Raw genomic sequence first — 18239 nt, 5'->3', positions numbered from 1 at the left:
GTAAGTCATAATAACGAGCGCAACCCTGCCGCTTTATTTTCGATTTCCTGCCACTCTTGCTCCGCATCCGAACCCGGCACAATGCCGGCCCCGGCATAAAGACGAACCGTGTTACCGTTGATTTTCGCCGAACGCAGCGCCACGCAAAACTCACTCTGCGCACGGGATAAATAGCCCGCTGAACCGGCATACCATTCGCGTTCGAACGGCTCATGCGTTTGAATAAACGCCCAGGCTTCGCGACGCGGCAGCCCGGCCACAGCCGCAGTAGGTTGCAACAGCTGTAAGCACAGCGCATCATCCGGCGTTTGCAGATCGGTCCAGATACAGCGGCGTAAATGCTGCACCTTACGCAGCCGGATAATCTGCGGCGGCAGAACCTCCAGCGCGCCGGTTTCCCGTTGCAGGCGCTGGCAGATATCTTCCACCACCAGCATATTTTCCCGCTGATTTTTATCATCACTCATCAGCCAGTCGGCAAGGCGCTGCGCCTGCTGGTCATCTTCATGACTGGCAACGGTGCCAGCCAGCGCTTCGGTGCGCAGCGCCGTCCCGCGCCGCCGCCACAACCGCTCAGGCGAGGAGCCTAAGAAAGCCTGTTGCGCATCAAAGGCGAACAAAAAGTGAAAGCAGTGATGATTGAGACGGCGGCTGGCAGCCATCAGCGAGGCGGCATGCACGGCGTTGGAGAAAGCGTAGTCCGTTGCTCTGGCAAGGACCACTTTATCCAGCTCTGCATTGTCGAGCGCACGAAGCGCCTGCGCCATTAACGTCTCCCAGCCTTCGCGATCCGGAACGTGCCGCTGTTCTACGCATACCTGCTGCACACTCGCCAACGGTTTAAACGCCGCCAGCTTTTGCAGAAAATCCGCCGCCTGCGCAGCATCATCATGCAGGGAGTGCTCGCTCAACAGATAGAGGCGTAATATCGCCTGCCCGCCTTCCCGTCGCCATTCCAGGCGCGGCAAAAACAGTGCCCCATGCTGCAGATTAAACGCGTTCAGCCCCCATACGCGAACATCGTCAGGGCATTGCTGTAAAAACTGTTGTGCGAGGAGTAATGACGCGAAGTTGCGCAGCGCGCCGAGCGCGGCGGCTTCATCTTCGCCGCTACGCTGCTGCCAGTAAAACTGTGGATAGACGGGCTGGCTGGCAAGCCAGGCAAGGGGGTCAAACGCATCATTTAACGGGAAAGGGGCATCAAAAAAGCAAAAACCGGGCGAATGGGGAAAATCGTCAGCCAGGCGGTCGTGCAGATGCTCCAGCGCAGAGGAAATGGAATACACGCGAACCCCTCCCTGTTAAAAACCACATAGTATACAAGGTACTTAGGGTAATAGCAGTACCTCTTTCCAGGGAGGGGACGTGAGGTGTTAGCGGCGGGCTAACAGCAGACCCAGCACCAGACCAACAGCCGCACCTACGCCAACGCCCTGCCACGGTTTTTCGTGCACGTAGTCGTCGGCGCGATAGACCGCTTTTTTGGCGCGGTAGTAGTAGGTGTCCGACGCGCTGCTGACGCGGTTTTTCACCTCATTCAGCGCCTGTTCGGCACGGGCTTTAAGCTCGATATACTTCTGGTCAGCAGGGTCACCCGAGGAGCGGAGGACTTCTTCCAGCGTTTCGCTCAGCAGGGTCAGGTCGTCATCGATACGTGAATCATAAGAATGATATGACATCTCTTTTCTCCATGTTATGCACCTGTTTGCCCGCTAACTATAGACAATAGCCGCCGGTTACGCCTGACCCACCTCCCGCGCCATGCCGATGTGCAAAATGCCATCTTCGTCATACACGTCGGTCACCGGCTGAAAACCGAAATGGCCATAGAAAGATTGCAGATGCGCCTGTGCGCCCAGGTATAACGCGTGCTGCGGCCAGTTTTGCGTGCAGGAAAGTATCGCCCTTTCCATTAACTGGTAGCCCAGTTTTTCGCCGCGAACCTGCGCACTGATAATCACCCGCCCGATAACCACCGGTGACAGATCATCATCACTTTTCAGAATCCTCGCATACGCCACCAGTTGGTCATCTTTCCAGCCGAGGATATGGCGGTTCTCCCCCACCAGATCGTCCCCGTCGATATCCAGGTAGGGACACGTCTGCTCAACAACAAACACTTCGCAGCGCAGTTTCAGCAGCGCATAAAGTTCGGTAACGGTTAATGCCGAATGGTGAAGGTCCTGCCAGCGGATCATATTCTGCTCCTTATTTATCATCACCTCGTTATACTAAATTTTTTTACATTCCGGCAAAGGACACGATGTATTGTGGAATTGATTTTTTTAGGCACCTCGGCGGGCGTCCCCACGCGGGGGCGTAATGTCACCTCGCTGCTGCTGAACTTGCAGCATCCCACGCGCGCGGGCCTGTGGATGTTCGACTGCGGTGAAGGCACGCAACACCAGATGCTGCGCACCGCTTTTCACCCGGGCAAACTGGATAAGATTTTTATCAGCCACTTGCATGGCGACCACCTGTTCGGCCTGCCGGGGCTGCTGTGCAGCCGCTCGATGGCGGGCAATGTCCAACCGTTACAGATTTATGGGCCAAAAGGGATCCGCGAGTTTGTCGAAACCGCCTTGCGTCTGAGCGGTTCGTGGACTGACTACCCGTTAACCATTGAGGAGGTCACGCCGGGTTTGGTGGTGGATGACGGGCTTCGCCGCGTGACGGCTTACCCGCTTGCGCACCCGGTGGAGTGTTATGGCTACCGCGTTGAAGAGCATGATAAGCCAGGTGCATTAAATGCACAGGCGCTTGCTGCACAAGGCATTATGCCCGGTCCGCTGTTCCAGCGACTGAAAGCTGGTGAAACGGTGACGCTGGAGGACGGGCGCATTATTAATGGCGCCGATTATCTGGCGCCGGCAACCAGAGGCAAAAAACTGGCGATATTCGGTGATACGTCGCCCTGCGAGGCGTCACTGGCGCTGGCGCACGGGGTGGATCTTATCGTGCATGAAGCTACGCTTGAGAGCGCCATGGAGGAGAAAGCCAATAGCCGGGGTCACAGCTCAACGCGCCAGGCTGCGCAGCTTGCTGTAGACGCAGGCGCGGGTCGTCTGGTGATTACCCATCTCAGTTCACGCTATGATGAGCGCGGCAGTCTGGCATTACTGGCAGAATGCCGAACAATATTTGCGCAAACCGCACTTGCAGAAGATTTTCTGGTTGTTCGTCTATGATGTGATATGGAGCACTCTATTTTTCCCTTAAGGTGCCGATAACAGTTTACACGCAGGCATCACTTATTGAGGGCATGATGGATAACTTCCAGAAAGACATCGATGACAGGGCGAATCTTACTCTGTCGAACCGGTTTGAACTGTTGCTGTTTCGCCTTGGCACATCGTTAGATGCCGCTAAATCCGAGCTGTTTGGCATTAACGTTTTTAAATTGCGCGAAATCGTTCCGATGCCCACCTTTACCCGTCCTGCGGGAATGAAACCGCCATTGCTTGGCATGGTCAATATCCGCGATCAGGTGATCCCGGTGATCGATCTCGCCGCTGTGGCCGGGTGTAAGCCGGCAACAGGTCTCAATATTCTGCTGATCACCGAATATGCCCGTAGCGTGCAGGCATTTGCGGTTGAATCCGTAGAGAACATCATTCGCCTGGACTGGAAACAGGTTCACACCGCAGAGAAAGCGATCAACGGTCGCTATATCACCAGTATTGCCTGCCTGGATGAAGATAAGGATACCAACAACCTCGCGATGGTGCTGGATGTTGAGCAGATCCTGTATGACATCGTGCCTGCGGATCATGACGTACACGGCGATCACGTGCCGGATAAAAAATTCAATCTTAAACCGGGTTCTGTGGCTATCGTGGCGGAAGACTCCAAAGTGGCGCGCGCCATGCTGGAAAAAGGCCTCAACGCGATGCAAATTCCGAATGCCATGCATATCACCGGTAAAGATGCCTGGGAGAAAATCCAAGTCATGGCACAGCAAGCTGAATCAGAAGGCGTGCCGGTAAGCGACAAGATTTCGATGGTATTAACCGACCTCGAAATGCCGGAGATGGATGGCTTCACCTTAACGCGTCTGATTAAAACCGACCCGCGTCTGAAGAACATTCCGGTGGTGATCCACTCATCACTCTCCGGTAGCGCCAACGAAGATCACGTTCGCAAAGTGCAAGCGGATGGCTACGTCGCGAAGTTCGAGATTAACGAACTTTCCGCTGTGATTCAGGAAGTCCTCGACCGCGCGGCGAACAATATTCGTGGCCCGTTGATTAGCCACCATCAGATTGCCTCAACGCCGTTGCTGGCGAAGTAATATTCCCGACATCGTTATTGACCCCCATAAAAAAACCGCCGATATCGGCGGTTTTTCTTTTCATCTTCCGGCTTATTACATCATTGGCATCGCCAGTTGTACGATGCTGATCAGCGGCTGCGGATAGATCCCCAGCAACAGCACCAACAGAGCAGAGATCAGCACCACAATACCGCCCGCGCTGTATGCCCAGTCAGACGGCGCATCGCGGTTCAGCTGTTGCGGCGCACTCAGATAGAGGCTCACCGCCACACGCAGGTAGTAGTACAAACCAATGGCAGAACCCAGAACGACCGCACCGGTCAGCCACCACAGATGCGCCTGAACGCCCATCGCCAGGATGTAGAACTTACCGATAAAGCCTAAGGTCATCGGAATACCGGCCAGCGACAGCATCATCACGGTCATGACCGCAGAGAGGATCGGACGGTGCCAGAACAGACCTCGATAGGAATAGAGCGATTCCGCATCCGGGCCGCGATAAGGGCTGGACATCAGGCTCACCACACCGAACGCGCCAAGGCTGCTGAACAGATACCCCGCCAGGTAAACACCGACGGTTTCCATCGACATCTGACCGCTTTGCAGCGCAATCAACGCCACCAGCAAATAACCCAGGTGGGAGATAGAAGAGTAACCGAGCAGACGTTTGATGTTGGTCTGGCTCAGCGCCATCAGGTTACCGAAGATGATGGAGGCAAAGGCGATAATGCCCAGCACCACGCGAACGGCTTCACTGTTGCCAACCGGCGCGTAGAGGAACAGACGCATCACCACGCCAAAAATGGCGATCTTACTGGCGGTGGCCAGGAAGGTGGAAACCGGAGCAGGCGCACCCTGGTAAACATCAGGCGTCCACAGGTGGAACGGCACCAGCGACAGTTTAAAGCCAAGGCCAACAATCATCAGCCCCAAACCGGTCAGCAGCAGCGGTTCATGCAGCATGTTCTGACCCAGTGCTTTACCGATGGCGACAAACGCCAGGTTGCCGGTTTGCGCATACACCAGTGCAATACCAAACAGCAGGAATGAAGAGGCCGCTGCGGAAAGAATGGTGTATTTGATACTGGCTTCCAGCGAGCGTTTCTGACGGAAGGCATAGCCTACCAGGCCAAACAACGGCAGCGAAATCAGTTCAATACCGAGGAACAGCGACGCCATATGGTTGGCGTTCGCCAGCAAAATGCCGCCCAGTGCGGCAATCAGCACCAGCAGATAGAACTCTTCTTTGTTGTCGGTGTAACCTTCCAGCCACGGATAGGCGAAAGTACAGGTGGCGAGGCTCGCCAGCAGCACCAGCCCGGTATACAGCATGGCATAGCCGTCAACGCGCATCAGCGGGGTAACATCCATCGCCCCCGCCTGACCGACAAACCACAGGGAAAGCAGCGCGACGTTGAGACCAATGACCGACAGCGTGGCATTAAGGAAATGGTTGCGTCGCCACGCAATGGAGAGCATCACAACCACCACCGTCAATCCGACGATCAGCAGCGGCAGCAGCGCAATCAGGTGTTGTGGAGTTATTGTCATGGCGATTTACGGCCTTGTAGTAGTAACGGAATTAACAAACCACTGCTGGATATTGCCCATCGCGGAATGCGAGGTATCCAGAATCGGCTGCGGATAGAAGCCGAGCAGTACCAGAAGCACGACCAGAATCAGGATCATAAACAGTTCGCGCAGTGACAACCCCGGCAGATCAGCGCTGGCCAGTTCGCTCTTCGCTTTACCGAAGTAGGCGCGGTGCAGCATTGCCAGCGAATAAACTGACGCAAAGACCAGGCCAAAGGTGGAAATCACGGTGATCACCGGCACAACCTGATAGCTGCCGAAGAGGATCATAAACTCACCGACGAAGTTCCCCGTTCCCGGCATACCAAGCGTTGCCACGGCAAAGAACATCGACAGCGCTGGCAGCCACTTAATCTTGCCCCACAGGCCGCCCATCATACGCATATCGCGGGTATGCAGGCGTTCATACAACTGGCCGCAAAGAATAAACAGACCCGCCGCAGAGAGGCCATGCGCAATCATCTGGATAACCGCGCCCTGGTATGCCAGCTGGCTACCGGTGTAAATCGCAATCAGCACGAAGCCCATGTGCGACACCGACGTGTAGGCAATCAGACGTTTGATATCGGTCTGGGTGAACGCCATCCACGCACCGTAGAAAATACCGATAACACCCAGCCACATGGCGATTGGCGCAAACTCTGCCGACGCGTTCGGGAACAGCGGCAGCGAGAAGCGCAGCAGACCGTAGGCCGCCGTTTTCAGCAGGATCCCTGCGAGGTCCACGGAACCCGCTGTCGGTGCTTGCGAGTGCGCGTCCGGCAACCAGCCATGCAGCGGAACCACCGGCATTTTCACCGCAAAGGCAATGAAGAAGCCGAGCATTAACAGGTATTCGACATTGTCAGACATCGGCGTTTTCAGCAGATCCTGGTAGTCGAAGGTCCACACGCCCGTTGCGTTGTAGTGCACCAGCACCAACGCCAGGATGGCAATCAACATCACCAGACCACTGGCCTGGGTATAGATGAAGAATTTGGTCGCGGCGGTAATACGCGTCTTCCCGTCGGAGGCTTTGTGGCCCCACAGTGCAATCAGGAAGTACATCGGCACCAGCATCATTTCCCAGAAGAAGAAGAACAGGAACATGTCGATGGCAAGGAACACGCCGATAACGCCGCCCAGGATCCACATCAGGTTGAGATGGAAGAAGCCCTGGTATTTTTCGATTTCACGCCAGGAGCAAAGTACCGCCAGCACACCGAGGAAACCCGTCAGGGTCACCATCAGCAACGACAGACCATCCAGACCAAGATGAATACTGATGCCAAAGCGCGGGATCCAGTCCAGTTTGAACGATTCCTGCCATTGCGGGAACTGGGTGGCCTGCGTCAGAGAGTAGCCGCCCTGCAACCAAAGATGCAGAGAGAGCGCCAGCGTCAGTCCCATGGTAATCAGCGCGATCCAGCGCGGCACCTTCACGCCAAAGCGTTCGGTCTGCCAGCAGAGGAAGCCGCCGATAAAGGGGATGAGTATTAGCCAGGGTAATAACATGGCGGTGTATGTCCCTTATATTAATTCCTGTTCAGGCTATCGTGCTCGCCAGCCTGATTAGCAGGAATACTTACCTAAAATATGTTTTCATCGGAGGCGGAGATCCCCGCCTCACAAATCGCACAAACTCAACGCAATACCATCAACAATGCCAGTACCACAACAGCGCCAATGCTCATTGAGGCAACATACCAGCGCAGGTATCCGTTCTCGCTGAACAGCAGACCTTTGCCTGCAAAGCGGGACAGAATCGCCGGGATGTTCATCAGTGCATTCAGCGGGTCGCTCTTCAGCAGCCATGCAACACCGAGGTACGGTTTGACGAATACGCGATCGTACAGCCAGTCGAAGCCCCAGGCATTGAACCACCAGGTACCGAAGAAGCGCCCTGCCGCACTGTTGGCAACCGAGGTCACCAGCGTGCGTTTACCCAGCCACAGCCAGGCAGCCAGCAGGATACCGATGATCGCTACCGCGCCAGACGCCACTTCCAGCATCACCACGCTGCTATGCGCAAGCTCGGTGGTATCCGGCAGTACGCCTTTCAGCGGCGGCACAATCATTGCGCCAATAAAGGTGGAGAGCACCAGCAACACGATCAGCGGCAGATGATGGGTAATCCCCTTCCCTGCGTGCGCGTGAATTTGTTCTTTCCCATGGAAAACGATGAAAATCAGGCGGAAGGTATACAGCGATGTCATAAACGCACCGACCAGGCCCGCGATCATCAGATTGATATGACCGTTAGCCACTGCGCCTGCCAGGATCTCATCTTTACTGAAGAAACCGGCGGTCAGCATCGGCAGCGCAGACAACGCTGCGCCCCCCACCAGGAAGCAAACATACACCAGCGGAATCGACTTACGCAGACCGCCCATTTTGAAGATGTTCTGTTCGTGATGGCAGGCGAGGATCACCGAACCGGACGACAGGAACAACAGCGCTTTAAAGAACGCGTGCGTCATCAGGTGGAAAATCGCCGCATCCCATGCCTGCACGCCCAGCGCCAGGAACATGTAACCAATCTGGCTCATCGTCGAGTAGGCGAGTACGCGTTTGATATCCGTTTGCACCAGCGCGGCGAAACCGGCCATTAGCAACGTCACCGCACCGACAATACCCACCAGATGCAGCACATCCGGCGTCAGCAGGAACAAACCATGGGTACGGGCAATCAGGTAGACGCCCGCGGTCACCATGGTGGCGGCGTGGATCAGCGCTGAAACCGGGGTCGGACCGGCCATCGCATCCGCAAGCCAGGTTTGCAACGGCAACTGTGCAGATTTACCTACCGCACCGCCCAGCAACATCAGCGTTGCCCACGTCAGCATGGTGTTGCCATTCGCAAAGTGCTGCGGTGCCAGTTCCACCATTTCGCGGAAGTTCAGCGTGCCCAGTTCGTTGTAGAGAATGAACAGCGCAAACGCGAGGAACACATCACCAACACGGGTCACGACAAACGCTTTCATTGCCGCAGCGCCATTCTTCGGATCGGTGTAATAGAAACCGATCAGCAGGTAAGAGCACAGCCCCACGCCTTCCCAGCCGAGGTACATCAGCAACAGGTTATCGCCCAGCACCAGCACCACCATGCTCGCAATGAACAGGTTGGTGTAGGCGAAGAAACGGGAGTAGCCCTCTTCACCGCGCATATACCAGGAGGCGAACATGTGGATCAGGAAGCCAACGCCGGTCACCACCGACAGCATGGTTAACGACAGCCCATCCAGCACCAGGTTGAAACCGATATTGAAATCGCCAACCGCCATCCAGGTCCACAGCGGTTTAGCGAAAGGCTGCTGACCGTTGTTGAAGAAATCAACGCCGGCAATCGCCGTGACCAGCGCCGCAAGGCCAATCGACCCTACACCCACGGTAGCGGAGAGATTTTCCGACCAGCGCCCGCGGGAAAAGGCCAGTAATACAAAGCCAATTAAAGGAAAAATAATGGTTAAGGCGAGCATGTTCATCCACGCATCTCACTTACTGAATCGATATTCAGATTCTGGCGGCGACGATGGAGTTGCAGCAGCAACGCCAGGCCAATGCTCGCTTCCGCAGCCGCGAGGCTGATCGCGAGGATATACATTACCTGACCGTCGGTCTGGCCCCAGTAGCTGCCCGCGACCACAAAGGCCAGCGCGGCAGCGTTAATCATGATTTCCAGCCCAATCAGCATAAACAGCAGATTGCGGCGGATAACCAGACCGGTTAACCCCAAAACAAACAAAATCGCAGCGAGGATCAGTCCATGTTGCAAGGGGATCATGCGCGCTCCTCCGTTTTTCTTTTTGCGCGGTCGTCAGCGCGATTGCTCAGCACTTCGCCCATACGATCTTCACGCCCTACGTGGAAGGCGACAACCAGACCGGCCAGCAGCAGCATCGACGCCAGCTCGACCGCCAGTACGTAAGGACCAAACAGCGTGATGCCGACCTCTTTCGCATTGATCGGCGTACCGTCGATGCCCTGATCGTTCACGCCGAGAATGGCATAAATCATCACCACCAGCAGAACGGCGGAGAGCAGTGCCGGACCTACCCAGATTTGCGGAGAGAGCCAGTTGCGCTCCTGCTCGACAACGGTATTGCCCAGGTTAAGCATCATCACCACGAACACAAACAGCACCATGATGGCCCCGGCGTAAACGATGATCTCCAGCGCACCGGCGAAGTACGCGCCGAGTGAGAAGAAGACCCCGGCAATCGCCAACAGGGACACAATCAGGTACAGCAACGCATGCACCGGGTTGGTATGCGTAATCACGCGAACCGTCGTCAGGATGGCGACCAGGCCACAGATATAAAAAGCGAACTCCATTGCCCTCTCCTTACGGTAACAGGCTCTTGACGTCGATAGGCTTGGCTTCGTTTTCCGCTTCACCTTTATCTTTGCCGTCGATTGCCATACCTGCCATCCGGTAGAAGTTATATTCCGGGTATTTGCCCGGACCGGAGATCAGCAGATCCTCTTTTTCGTACACCAAATCCTGACGCTTAAACTCGCCCATTTCGAAATCCGGCGTGAGCTGAATAGCCGTTGTCGGGCACGCTTCTTCACACAGGCCGCAGAAGATGCAGCGCGAGAAGTTGATACGGAAAAACTCCGGATACCAGCGCCCATCCTGCATTTCCGCTTTTTGCAACGAAATACAGCCTACCGGACAGGCTACCGCGCACAGGTTACAGGCAACGCAGCGCTCGGAACCGTCCGGATCGCGCGTCAGCACAATACGGCCACGGTAGCGCGGCGGCAGGTAAACCGGCTCTTCCGGATACATCCGGGTTTCGCGTTTCGCAAACGCGTGCAGGCCAATCATCCAGATACTACGGACCTGGGTGCCGAAGCCCACGATTAATTCTTTTAATGTCATGGTCTTTTCACCCCTTATTGCGCTTGCCAGAGAATGACAGCCGCCGTTCCCAGCAAGTTAATCAGCGTCAGCGGCAGGCAGACTTTCCAGCCGAACGACATCACCTGGTCATAACGCGGACGCGGTAACGCAGCGCGAATCAAAATAAACATCATCATAAAGAACGCGGTTTTCAGCGCGAACCAGATGAATGGCGGTAAGAACGGCCCGTGCCAGCCACCGAAGAACAGCGTGACCATCAAGGCGGAAATGGTGACGATACCGATATATTCACCGACGAAGAACAGACCGAACTTCATACCGGAATATTCGATGTGGTAACCATCCGCCAGTTCCTGCTCCGCTTCCGGCTGGTCAAACGGATGGCGGTGACACACCGCCACGCCCGCGATAGCAAACGTCACAAAACCGAAGAACTGCGGGATAACGTTCCACAACCCTGCCTGGCTGTTGACGATGTCGGTCATATTGAATGAACCGGCCTGTGCAACAACGCCCATCAGGGAAAGCCCGAGGAACACTTCGTAGCTCAGCGTTTGCGCAGATGCACGCATCGCCCCCAGCAAAGAGTATTTGTTGTTGCTCGACCAGCCAGCAAACAGCACCGCGTAGACGGCCAGGCCTGCCATCATCAGGAAGAAGAGGATGCCGATGTTCAGGTCGGCCACCACCCAGGTGGGGCTGACCGGCACAATGGCAAACGCTAACAGCAGCGAGGTAAACGCAATCATTGGCGCAAGGGTGAAGATCACGCGATCCGAGAATTGCGGGATCCAGTCCTCTTTAAAGAACATCTTGATCATGTCCGCCACCAGTTGGAGTGAGCCACCCCAGCCGACGCGGTTCGGTCCGTAACGGTTCTGGAACAGACCCAGCAGACGACGTTCGCCAAAGCTCATAAATGCGCCGCAGGTGACCACCACCAGCAGGATCACCACCGCCTTCAGGATGCTTAACAGAATGTCGATAACATCCGGTGTTAACCAGCTCATGCTTGCGCCTCCTGCAGATTTTCAAGACGTGCTCCGGCCAGCACCGGCGCAATGCCCGGCATGCCCATCGGCAAACCGACCTGCCCTGCCGCCAGACCTTCGGAAACCTGCAACGGCAGGCTGATAGTCTGCCCTTCGTAGGTGAAGGAGATATGCGCACCCGCGTTAACGCCAAGCTTCGCCGCGTCGACCGGGTTAAGCTTGATGTACGGTTGCGGCATACGACTCTGGAACACCGGCGAACGCTGCGACATTTCGTCACTGCCGAACAGATGATAGTACGGGGCGATACGCCATTTACCGTCCTGCGCTTCAAACGCGCCCGGTACGGAAGTGAAGTAATCCAGCCCTGTTTCAGAGACTTCAATCAGGCGTACGCCCGGATCGCCATGACGCAAGTGACCACCCACTTCATCCTGGAACTTGTTCCAGGCCTGCGGTGAGTTCCAGCCCGGTGCCCATGCGAACGGAATTTGCGAACGCGGTGCGGACGGCTGGTTGTTCCCTTCCATGGAGAAGGCGAACATGGTGTCTTTGTCCTGCGGCTGACGCGGCTCATGCACGCTGATATTAGCGCGCATCGCGGTGCGTCCGCTGTAGCGATGCGGTTCACGCGCCAGTTTCTGCCCACGAATACGGAAGCTGGCATCCGGCGCGGCGTCTTTAATACCGGCCAGTTGCGGCAAGGCTTCTACCGCTGCGTCGATCACGTGATCAAGCTGCGTCCAGTCCACTTCGCGGTTTTGCACGGTGCTGTGCAGGGAGTGCAGCCAGCGCCAGCTCTCCAGCATCAGGGTTTTGCTGTCGTAATAGCTCGGGTCATATACCTGGAAGAAGCGCTGCGCGCGGCCTTCGTTGTTGATGACCGTACCGTCGCTTTCCGCAAAACTTGCGGCGGAGAGCACCAGGTGCGCCTTGTCCATGATTGCCGTGCGCTGGTGGTCAATCACCAGTACCAGTGGCGCTTTCGCCAGTGCGGCGTCAACGCGGGCTGCGCTGGCGTGACGGTGCAGGTCGTTTTCCAGCACCACTACCGCGTCTGCGCTGCCGCTTTCCAGCTCAGCCAGGGCTTCATCGAGGCTACCGCCGCCGATCAGGCCAAGACCCATACTGTTCACCGAGCGGGCAATCATCGTCACGCCGACATCGGAACCACGGCCTTTCAGCGCTTTGGCGACGTTTGCCGCCGCGTGGATCACATCGGCACTCCCGGCGTTCGTACCGGAAATAATCAGCGGTTTTTTCGCCCCGGCCAGTGCCTGAACGATAACATCCACTTTGCTCTTCAGGTCATTGCTCAGGCCGTCAACCGCCGGAGCGGAATCATCCAGCGCGTGCGCGATAGCGAAGCCTAACCGTGCCTGATCTTCCACCGGAGCGCAGTAGGTCCACGCGGCGATATCGTCCAGGCGGGTGCTGTCGACGTTGGTGACGAACAGCGGATGCTTGGCGCGCTGACCAATGTTCATGATTGCGGCAATCTGCCAGTCGGCGACTTTTTGCGCCGCCGCCATTTCACGGGCTTTGCCTTTCACTGCCTGACGGACAGCCAGAGAGACGCGCGCGCCCGTCTGGGTGATGTCTTCGCCCAGGATCAGCACCGCGTCATAGGATTCGATTTCGCGCAGCGCCGGCGTACGGATACCGCCTTCGCGTAGCACTTTCAGCGCCAGCTCCAGGCGTTGTTGCTCGCCTTTCGCAATGCCGGTATAGAAGTTTTCCGCACCGACCAGTTCACGCAGCGCAAAGTTGCTCTCCACGCTGGCGCGCGGGGAACCAATACCAATCACTTTCTTCGACTGACGTAAAATATCCGCTGCGCCCTGCATCGCCTGCTCGGCGTTCAGGGTGATCAGATCGTCGCCACGACGCTGAACCGGCTGACGCGGACGGTCTTTCAGGTTGACGTAGCCGTAGCCGAAACGACCGCGGTCGCACAGGAAGTAGTGGTTAACCGTACCGTTGTAACGGTTTTCGATGCGACGCAGTTCGCCGTAACGTTCGCCCGGGCTGGTGTTGCAACCCAGCGAGCACTGCTGGCAGATGCTCGGTGCGAACTGCATGTCCCACTTACGGTTGTAACGCTCGGAGTGGGTTTTGTCCGTGAATACACCGGTCGGGCAGATTTCCACCAGGTTGCCGGAGAATTCGCTTTCCAACACGCCGTCTTCCGGGCGCCCAAAGTAGACGTTATCGTGCGCGCCATACACGCCAAGATCCGTGCCGTCAGCATAGTCTTTGTAGTAACGCACGCAGCGATAGCAGGCGATGCAGCGGTTCATTTCATGAGAGATGAACGGCCCCAGATCCTGGTTGCGGTGAGTACGTTTGGTAAAACGATAGCGACGGAAGCTGTGACCGGTCATCACGGTCATATCCTGCAGGTGGCAGTTGCCCCCCTCTTCGCAAACCGGGCAGTCGTGCGGGTGGTTGGTCATCAACCACTCCACAACGCTTTCGCGGAATTGCTTCGCTTCATCATCGTCGATCGAAATGAAAGTACCGTCGGATGCCGGTGTCATACAGGACATCACCAGGCGGCCACGCGTGTCTTCCGCGTTTTGATATTGCTTCACCGCACACTGGCGGCACGCACCCACGCTCCCCAGCGCCGGATGCCAGCAAAAATAAGGAATATCAAGGCCCAGGGAGAGACATGCCTCAAGCAGGTTGTCCGCCCCATTTACCTCGTATTCTTTGCCGTCTACATGAATAGTAGCCATTAGCATGCTTCCAGTTGTCTCAGTCAGCGACTGAGAGTTAATCAAAATTCTGTTCGCGTCCCCTCACCGGTTCAGGATGAGGGGAGAACCATTACCAGCGCGCTTTCAGCAAGTTTGGCTGGATACCGCCAATCGCATGGGTATTGCTGAATTGCTGTTTGATGCCCGCTTCAAACTCTTCGCGGAAATATTTAATCGCGCTCTGTAACGGTTCCACCGCACCTGGCGCATGCGCGCAGAAGGTTTTACCCGGCCCGAGTTGTCGACACAGTTGCTCAAGTGTCTCGATATCTCCGGGCTGGCCTTCACCGCGCTCCAGCGCTCGCAGGATTTTTACGCTCCACGGCAGGCCGTCGCGGCATGGCGTACACCAACCGCACGATTCGCGGGCGAAGAACTCTTCCAGGTTACGCACCAGCGAAACCATATTGATTTCGTGGTCAACGGCCATCGCCAGCGATGTACCCAGACGGCTTCCCGCTTTACCGATGCTTTCGAACTCCATCGGCAGGTCGAGGTGTGCTTCGGTCAGGAAGTCGGTGCCCGCGCCGCCCGGCTGCCAGGCTTTAAACTTCAGGCCATCACGCATGCCGCCCGCGTAATCTTCAAGAATTTCGCGGGCCGTGGTGCCGAACGGCAGTTCCCACAGACCGGGGTTTTTCACGCGGCCGGAGAAGCCCATCAGCTTGGTGCCAGCATCTTTGCTGGTCGAAATGTTCTGATACCATTCCACGCCGTTCGCCAGGATAGCCGGGACATTGCACAGGGTTTCGACGTTGTTAACACAGGTCGGTTTCCCCCACGCGCCGGAGCTTGCCGGGAACGGCGGTTTGGAACGCGGGTTAGCACGACGGCCTTCCAGCGAGTTAATCAGGGCAGTCTCTTCACCACAGATATAACGCCCGGCGCCGGTATGCACGAACAGCTCAAAATCAAAACCGGTGCCGAGGATATTTTTACCCAGCAATCCGGCTTCAGTCGCTTCGGCAATGGCGCGACGCAGGTGAACCGCCGCTTCAATGTATTCGCCGCGCAGGAAGATATAGCCACGATATGCTTTCAGCGCGAATGCCGAGATCAGCATGCCTTCCACCAGCAGGTGCGGCAGTTGCTCCATCAGCAGGCGGTCTTTATAAGTGCCCGGCTCCATTTCATCCGCGTTACACAGCAGGTAGCGGATATTCATGGATTCATCTTTCGGCATCAGGCTCCACTTCAGCCCCGTGGAGAAGCCCGCGCCGCCGCGGCCTTTCAGACCAGAGTCTTTAACCGCATTGACGATCTCGTCCGGCGCCATGCCCGTTAACGCTTTACGCGCACCGGCATAGCCATTTTTGCTCTGATACTCGTCCAGCCACACCGGCTGTTTGTCATCACGCAGACGCCAGGTCAGCGGATGGGTTTCGGGAGTACGGATAACTGTTTTCATTTATACCGCTCCAGTAAATCAGGGATCCCTTCCGGTGTAAGATGACTGTGAGTATCTTCATCAATCATCATGTTCGGGCCTTTGTCGCAGTTGCCCAGACAGCAGGTCGGCAGCAGCGTAAAACGACCATCGAACGTGGTCTGGCCTGGCTTGATTTTCAGGTGACTTTCAATCGCCGACTGAATGCCCTGGTACCCGGTGATATGACACACCACGCTGTCGCAATAGCGAATAACGTGGCGGCCTACCGGCTGGCGGAAAATCTGGCTATAGAATGTCGCCACGCCTTCAACGTCGCTCGCCGGGATCCCCAGAACATCAGCAATGGCATAAATCGCGCCATCCGGCACCCAGCCACGCTGCTTCTGAACGATTTTCAGCGCTTCAATGGACGCCGCACGCGGGTCTTCGTAGTGGTGCTTTTCGTGCTCAATTGCCTCACGCTCTGCCGCACTCAGCTCAAAAGCCTCGGTTTGTGGTTGTTGATTCTCGTGCATAATTAGCGGTCCACATCTGACATAACAAAATCGATACTACCCAGATAAACGATAAGGTCAGAGACCAGGCTGCCGCGGATCGCCGCCGGAATTTGCTGCAGGTGCGCAAAGCTCGGGGTACGAACGCGAGTGCGGTAGCTCATGGTGCTGCCATCGCTGGTCAGGTAGTAACTGTTAATACCCTTGGTTGCCTCGATCATCTGGAAGGATTCGTTTGCCGGCATCACCGGGCCCCACGAGACCTGCAGGAAGTGAGTAATCAGGGTTTCGATATGTTGCAGCGTGCGCTCTTTCGGCGGCGGCGTGGTCAGCGGGTGATCCGCTTTGAACGGGCCTTCCGGCATGTTGTTCAGGCACTGCTCAAGGATGCGCAGGCTCTGGCGCAGCTCTTCAACTTTCAGCATCACGCGGGTGTAACAGTCGCTGACGCCACCGCCCACCGGCACTTCAAAGTCAAAGTTCTCGTAACCGGAGTACGGGCGTGCTTTACGCACGTCAAAGTCAATGCCGGTTGCACGCAGGCCAGCGCCGGTGGTGCCCCACTCCAGCGCTTCTTTTGCGCCGTAAGCGGCAACGCCCTGGGAGCGGCCTTTCAGAATGGTGTTACGCAGCGCCGCTTTCTCGTAGGAAGCCAGACGTTTTGGCATCCAGTCGAGGAATTCGCGCAGCAGTCGATCCCAACCACGCGGCAGATCGTGCGCGACGCCGCCGATGCGGAACCAGGCCGGGTGCATACGGAAACCGGTAATCGCTTCCACCAGATCGTAGATTTTTTGACGATCGGTAAAGGCGAAGAACACCGGCGTCATCGCGCCTACGTCCTGAATAAAGGTTGAGATATACAGCAAGTGGCTGTTGATACGGAACAACTCAGAGAGCATCACGCGGATGACGTTAACGCGATCCGGCACCGTGATGCCCGCCAGTTTTTCCACCGCCAGCACGTAAGGCATTTCGTTGACGCAGCCGCCGAGGTACTCGATACGGTCGGTATAAGGAATGTAGCTGTGCCAGGACTGGCGCTCACCCATTTTTTCCGCACCGCGATGGTGGTAACCGATATCCGGTACGCAGTCGACGATCTCTTCGCCATCCAGTTGCAGAATAATGCGGAATGCACCGTGCGCGGAGGGGTGGTTCGGGCCGAGGTTGAGGAACATAAAGTCCTCATTGTCGGTACCGCGCTTCATGCCCCAGTCTTCCGGCTTAAAGGTCAGCGACTCCATTTCCAGATCCTGCTTGGCTTTGGTCAGCTCAAACGGATCGAATTCGGTGGCGCGCGCCGGGTAATCTTTACGCAATGGGTGACCCGTCCAGGTCTGCGGCATCATAATGCGCGTCAGATGCGGGTGACCATTAAAGGTGACACCAAACATCTCCCAGGTTTCACGCTCGTACCAGTTGGCGTTCGGGAAGATTTTGGTAATTGTCGGCAGATTCAGATCGTTTTCAGCCAGCGCCACCTTCAACATGATGTCGCGGTTGCGATCGATAGAGATCAGGTGATAGAAAACGGAAAAATCCGCGGCGGGCAAACCGGCGCGGTGGGTGCGCAGACGTTCGTCCATGCCGTGCAGGTCGAACAGCATGACGTAAGGCTTCGGCAGTTTCTTTAAAAAATCGAAAACTTCCAGTAATTGCTCACGCTTAACCCAGACTACGGGTACCCCGGTGCGGGTCGCCTGAACGGTAAAGGCATCCGGCCCAAAACGGTTGCGCAATTCGCCAATGACCGGATCATCCAGATGATCCCGGGTCTGCCATGCGGCTTCTTGCGCAGTTAAATCGGTCATATTGTTCACCATTGCAAAGGGTCCGTGGTGACTGTCAGGTATGGCTTCGCGTTATTGGATTATTGAAATGCG

Annotated in this window: 16 protein-coding genes; 2 read left to right on the top strand and 14 right to left on the bottom strand. The window is 56.4% G+C overall.

Annotated features, from left to right (window positions below; all coding sequences use genetic code 11):
• Positions 1-5 precede the first annotated feature (5 nt).
• The 3 genes from menF to N7922_RS08135 form a co-directional block, all read right to left on the bottom strand.
• Positions 6-1286, bottom strand: coding sequence for an isochorismate synthase MenF (gene menF / locus N7922_RS08145; protein ID WP_263100037.1), 1281 nt, complete (start codon positions 1284-1286; stop codon positions 6-8).
• Positions 1287-1373: 87 nt separating this feature from the next.
• Positions 1374-1679 carry a stress response protein ElaB gene (gene elaB / locus N7922_RS08140; protein ID WP_061493935.1) on the bottom strand — a complete coding sequence of 102 codons (306 nt, stop codon included), beginning with the start codon at positions 1677-1679 and terminating at the stop codon, positions 1374-1376.
• 57 nt (positions 1680-1736) lie between these two features.
• On the bottom strand, positions 1737-2198 hold the full coding sequence (locus N7922_RS08135; protein WP_263100036.1) for a GNAT family N-acetyltransferase: 462 nt from the start codon (positions 2196-2198) through the stop codon (positions 1737-1739).
• A 72-nt stretch (positions 2199-2270) separates the two neighbouring features.
• Between N7922_RS08135 and rbn the strand changes: the two genes are divergently transcribed.
• Together rbn and N7922_RS08125 are read left to right on the top strand one after the other, a co-directional pair.
• Positions 2271-3188, top strand: a complete 918-nt coding sequence (gene rbn, locus N7922_RS08130) for a ribonuclease BN (protein ID WP_263100035.1) — start codon at positions 2271-2273, stop codon at positions 3186-3188.
• A gap of 77 nt (positions 3189-3265) precedes the next feature.
• Positions 3266-4291 carry a chemotaxis protein gene (locus N7922_RS08125; RefSeq protein ID WP_061493932.1) on the top strand — a complete coding sequence of 342 codons (1026 nt, stop codon included), beginning with the start codon at positions 3266-3268 and terminating at the stop codon, positions 4289-4291.
• A gap of 75 nt (positions 4292-4366) precedes the next feature.
• Here N7922_RS08125 and nuoN read toward each other — a convergent pair whose 3' ends face one another.
• The 11 genes from nuoN to nuoC all read right to left on the bottom strand — a co-directional run bounded on the left by nuoN (position 4367) and on the right by nuoC (position 18179).
• Entirely contained in the window at positions 4367-5824 is a 1458-nt protein-coding gene (gene nuoN / locus N7922_RS08120) for an NADH-quinone oxidoreductase subunit NuoN (RefSeq protein ID WP_263100034.1), read from the bottom strand.
• A 6-nt stretch (positions 5825-5830) separates the two neighbouring features.
• Positions 5831-7360 (bottom strand): NADH-quinone oxidoreductase subunit M, encoded by a 1530-nt coding sequence (nuoM, locus tag N7922_RS08115; RefSeq protein WP_263100033.1) that lies wholly within the window; start codon positions 7358-7360, stop codon positions 5831-5833.
• 128 nt (positions 7361-7488) lie between these two features.
• Positions 7489-9330: an NADH-quinone oxidoreductase subunit L gene (gene nuoL / locus N7922_RS08110; RefSeq protein WP_263100032.1), complete on the bottom strand. Its 1842-nt coding sequence runs from the start codon at positions 9328-9330 to the stop codon at positions 7489-7491.
• Positions 9327-9629 (bottom strand): NADH-quinone oxidoreductase subunit NuoK, encoded by a 303-nt coding sequence (gene nuoK, locus N7922_RS08105; protein ID WP_002463445.1) that lies wholly within the window; start codon positions 9627-9629, stop codon positions 9327-9329. The genes nuoL and nuoK overlap by 4 nt, the downstream gene beginning before the upstream one ends.
• Positions 9626-10180, bottom strand: a complete 555-nt coding sequence (gene nuoJ / locus N7922_RS08100) for an NADH-quinone oxidoreductase subunit J (protein WP_263100031.1) — start codon at positions 10178-10180, stop codon at positions 9626-9628. Before nuoJ ends, nuoK begins: the two co-directional genes overlap by 4 nt.
• 10 nt (positions 10181-10190) lie before the next feature.
• Positions 10191-10733, bottom strand: coding sequence for an NADH-quinone oxidoreductase subunit NuoI (gene nuoI, locus N7922_RS08095; protein WP_061493927.1), 543 nt, complete (start codon positions 10731-10733; stop codon positions 10191-10193).
• A gap of 14 nt (positions 10734-10747) precedes the next feature.
• On the bottom strand, positions 10748-11725 hold the full coding sequence (gene nuoH, locus N7922_RS08090) for an NADH-quinone oxidoreductase subunit NuoH (RefSeq protein ID WP_263100030.1): 978 nt from the start codon (positions 11723-11725) through the stop codon (positions 10748-10750).
• Complete coding sequence (gene nuoG / locus N7922_RS08085) at positions 11722-14448, bottom strand: NADH-quinone oxidoreductase subunit NuoG (protein ID WP_263100029.1); 2727 nt, start codon at positions 14446-14448, stop codon at positions 11722-11724. The genes nuoH and nuoG overlap by 4 nt, the downstream gene beginning before the upstream one ends.
• A 91-nt stretch (positions 14449-14539) precedes the next feature.
• Positions 14540-15877: an NADH-quinone oxidoreductase subunit NuoF gene (nuoF, locus tag N7922_RS08080; RefSeq protein WP_263100028.1), complete on the bottom strand. Its 1338-nt coding sequence runs from the start codon at positions 15875-15877 to the stop codon at positions 14540-14542.
• A complete protein-coding gene (gene nuoE / locus N7922_RS08075) occupies positions 15874-16374 on the bottom strand; it encodes an NADH-quinone oxidoreductase subunit NuoE (RefSeq protein WP_039058775.1) in 501 nt (166 codons plus the stop codon). The genes nuoF and nuoE overlap by 4 nt, the downstream gene beginning before the upstream one ends.
• Positions 16375-16376: 2 nt before the next feature.
• The gene (gene nuoC / locus N7922_RS08070; RefSeq protein ID WP_263100027.1) at positions 16377-18179 is read right to left on the bottom strand and encodes an NADH-quinone oxidoreductase subunit C/D; all 1803 of its coding nucleotides are present in this window, start codon (positions 18177-18179) and stop codon (positions 16377-16379) included.
• Positions 18180-18239: the final 60 nt, after the last annotated feature.

The sequence above is a fragment of the Kosakonia sp. ML.JS2a genome, from assembly GCF_025642095.1.
Lineage (GTDB): Bacteria > Pseudomonadota > Gammaproteobacteria > Enterobacterales > Enterobacteriaceae.
Note: the sequence above shows the minus strand (reverse complement) of the source record. Positions and strands in the feature narration are given on the sequence as shown.

What these genes read in the sequence shown, in the direction of transcription:
- elaB (WP_061493935.1), bottom strand. Translation starts at nt 1,679, where the DNA reads ATGTCATATCATTCTTATGATTCACGTATCGATGACGACCTGACCCTG.
- N7922_RS08135 (WP_263100036.1), bottom strand. Translation starts at nt 2,198, where the DNA reads ATGATCCGCTGGCAGGACCTTCACCATTCGGCATTAACCGTTACCGAA.
- nuoE (WP_039058775.1), bottom strand. Translation starts at nt 16,374, where the DNA reads ATGCACGAGAATCAACAACCACAAACCGAGGCTTTTGAGCTGAGTGCG.
- nuoC (WP_263100027.1), bottom strand. Translation starts at nt 18,179, where the DNA reads ATGGTGAACAATATGACCGATTTAACTGCGCAAGAAGCCGCATGGCAG.
- nuoJ (WP_263100031.1), bottom strand. Translation starts at nt 10,180, where the DNA reads ATGGAGTTCGCTTTTTATATCTGTGGCCTGGTCGCCATCCTGACGACG.
- nuoL (WP_263100032.1), bottom strand. Translation starts at nt 9,330, where the DNA reads ATGAACATGCTCGCCTTAACCATTATTTTTCCTTTAATTGGCTTTGTA.
- nuoM (WP_263100033.1), bottom strand. Translation starts at nt 7,360, where the DNA reads ATGTTATTACCCTGGCTAATACTCATCCCCTTTATCGGCGGCTTCCTC.
- nuoK (WP_002463445.1), bottom strand. Translation starts at nt 9,629, where the DNA reads ATGATCCCCTTGCAACATGGACTGATCCTCGCTGCGATTTTGTTTGTT.
- N7922_RS08125 (WP_061493932.1), top strand. Translation starts at nt 3,266, where the DNA reads ATGGATAACTTCCAGAAAGACATCGATGACAGGGCGAATCTTACTCTG.
- nuoI (WP_061493927.1), bottom strand. Translation starts at nt 10,733, where the DNA reads ATGACATTAAAAGAATTAATCGTGGGCTTCGGCACCCAGGTCCGTAGT.
- nuoF (WP_263100028.1), bottom strand. Translation starts at nt 15,877, where the DNA reads ATGAAAACAGTTATCCGTACTCCCGAAACCCATCCGCTGACCTGGCGT.
- nuoH (WP_263100030.1), bottom strand. Translation starts at nt 11,725, where the DNA reads ATGAGCTGGTTAACACCGGATGTTATCGACATTCTGTTAAGCATCCTG.
- nuoN (WP_263100034.1), bottom strand. Translation starts at nt 5,824, where the DNA reads ATGACAATAACTCCACAACACCTGATTGCGCTGCTGCCGCTGCTGATC.
- nuoG (WP_263100029.1), bottom strand. Translation starts at nt 14,448, where the DNA reads ATGGCTACTATTCATGTAGACGGCAAAGAATACGAGGTAAATGGGGCG.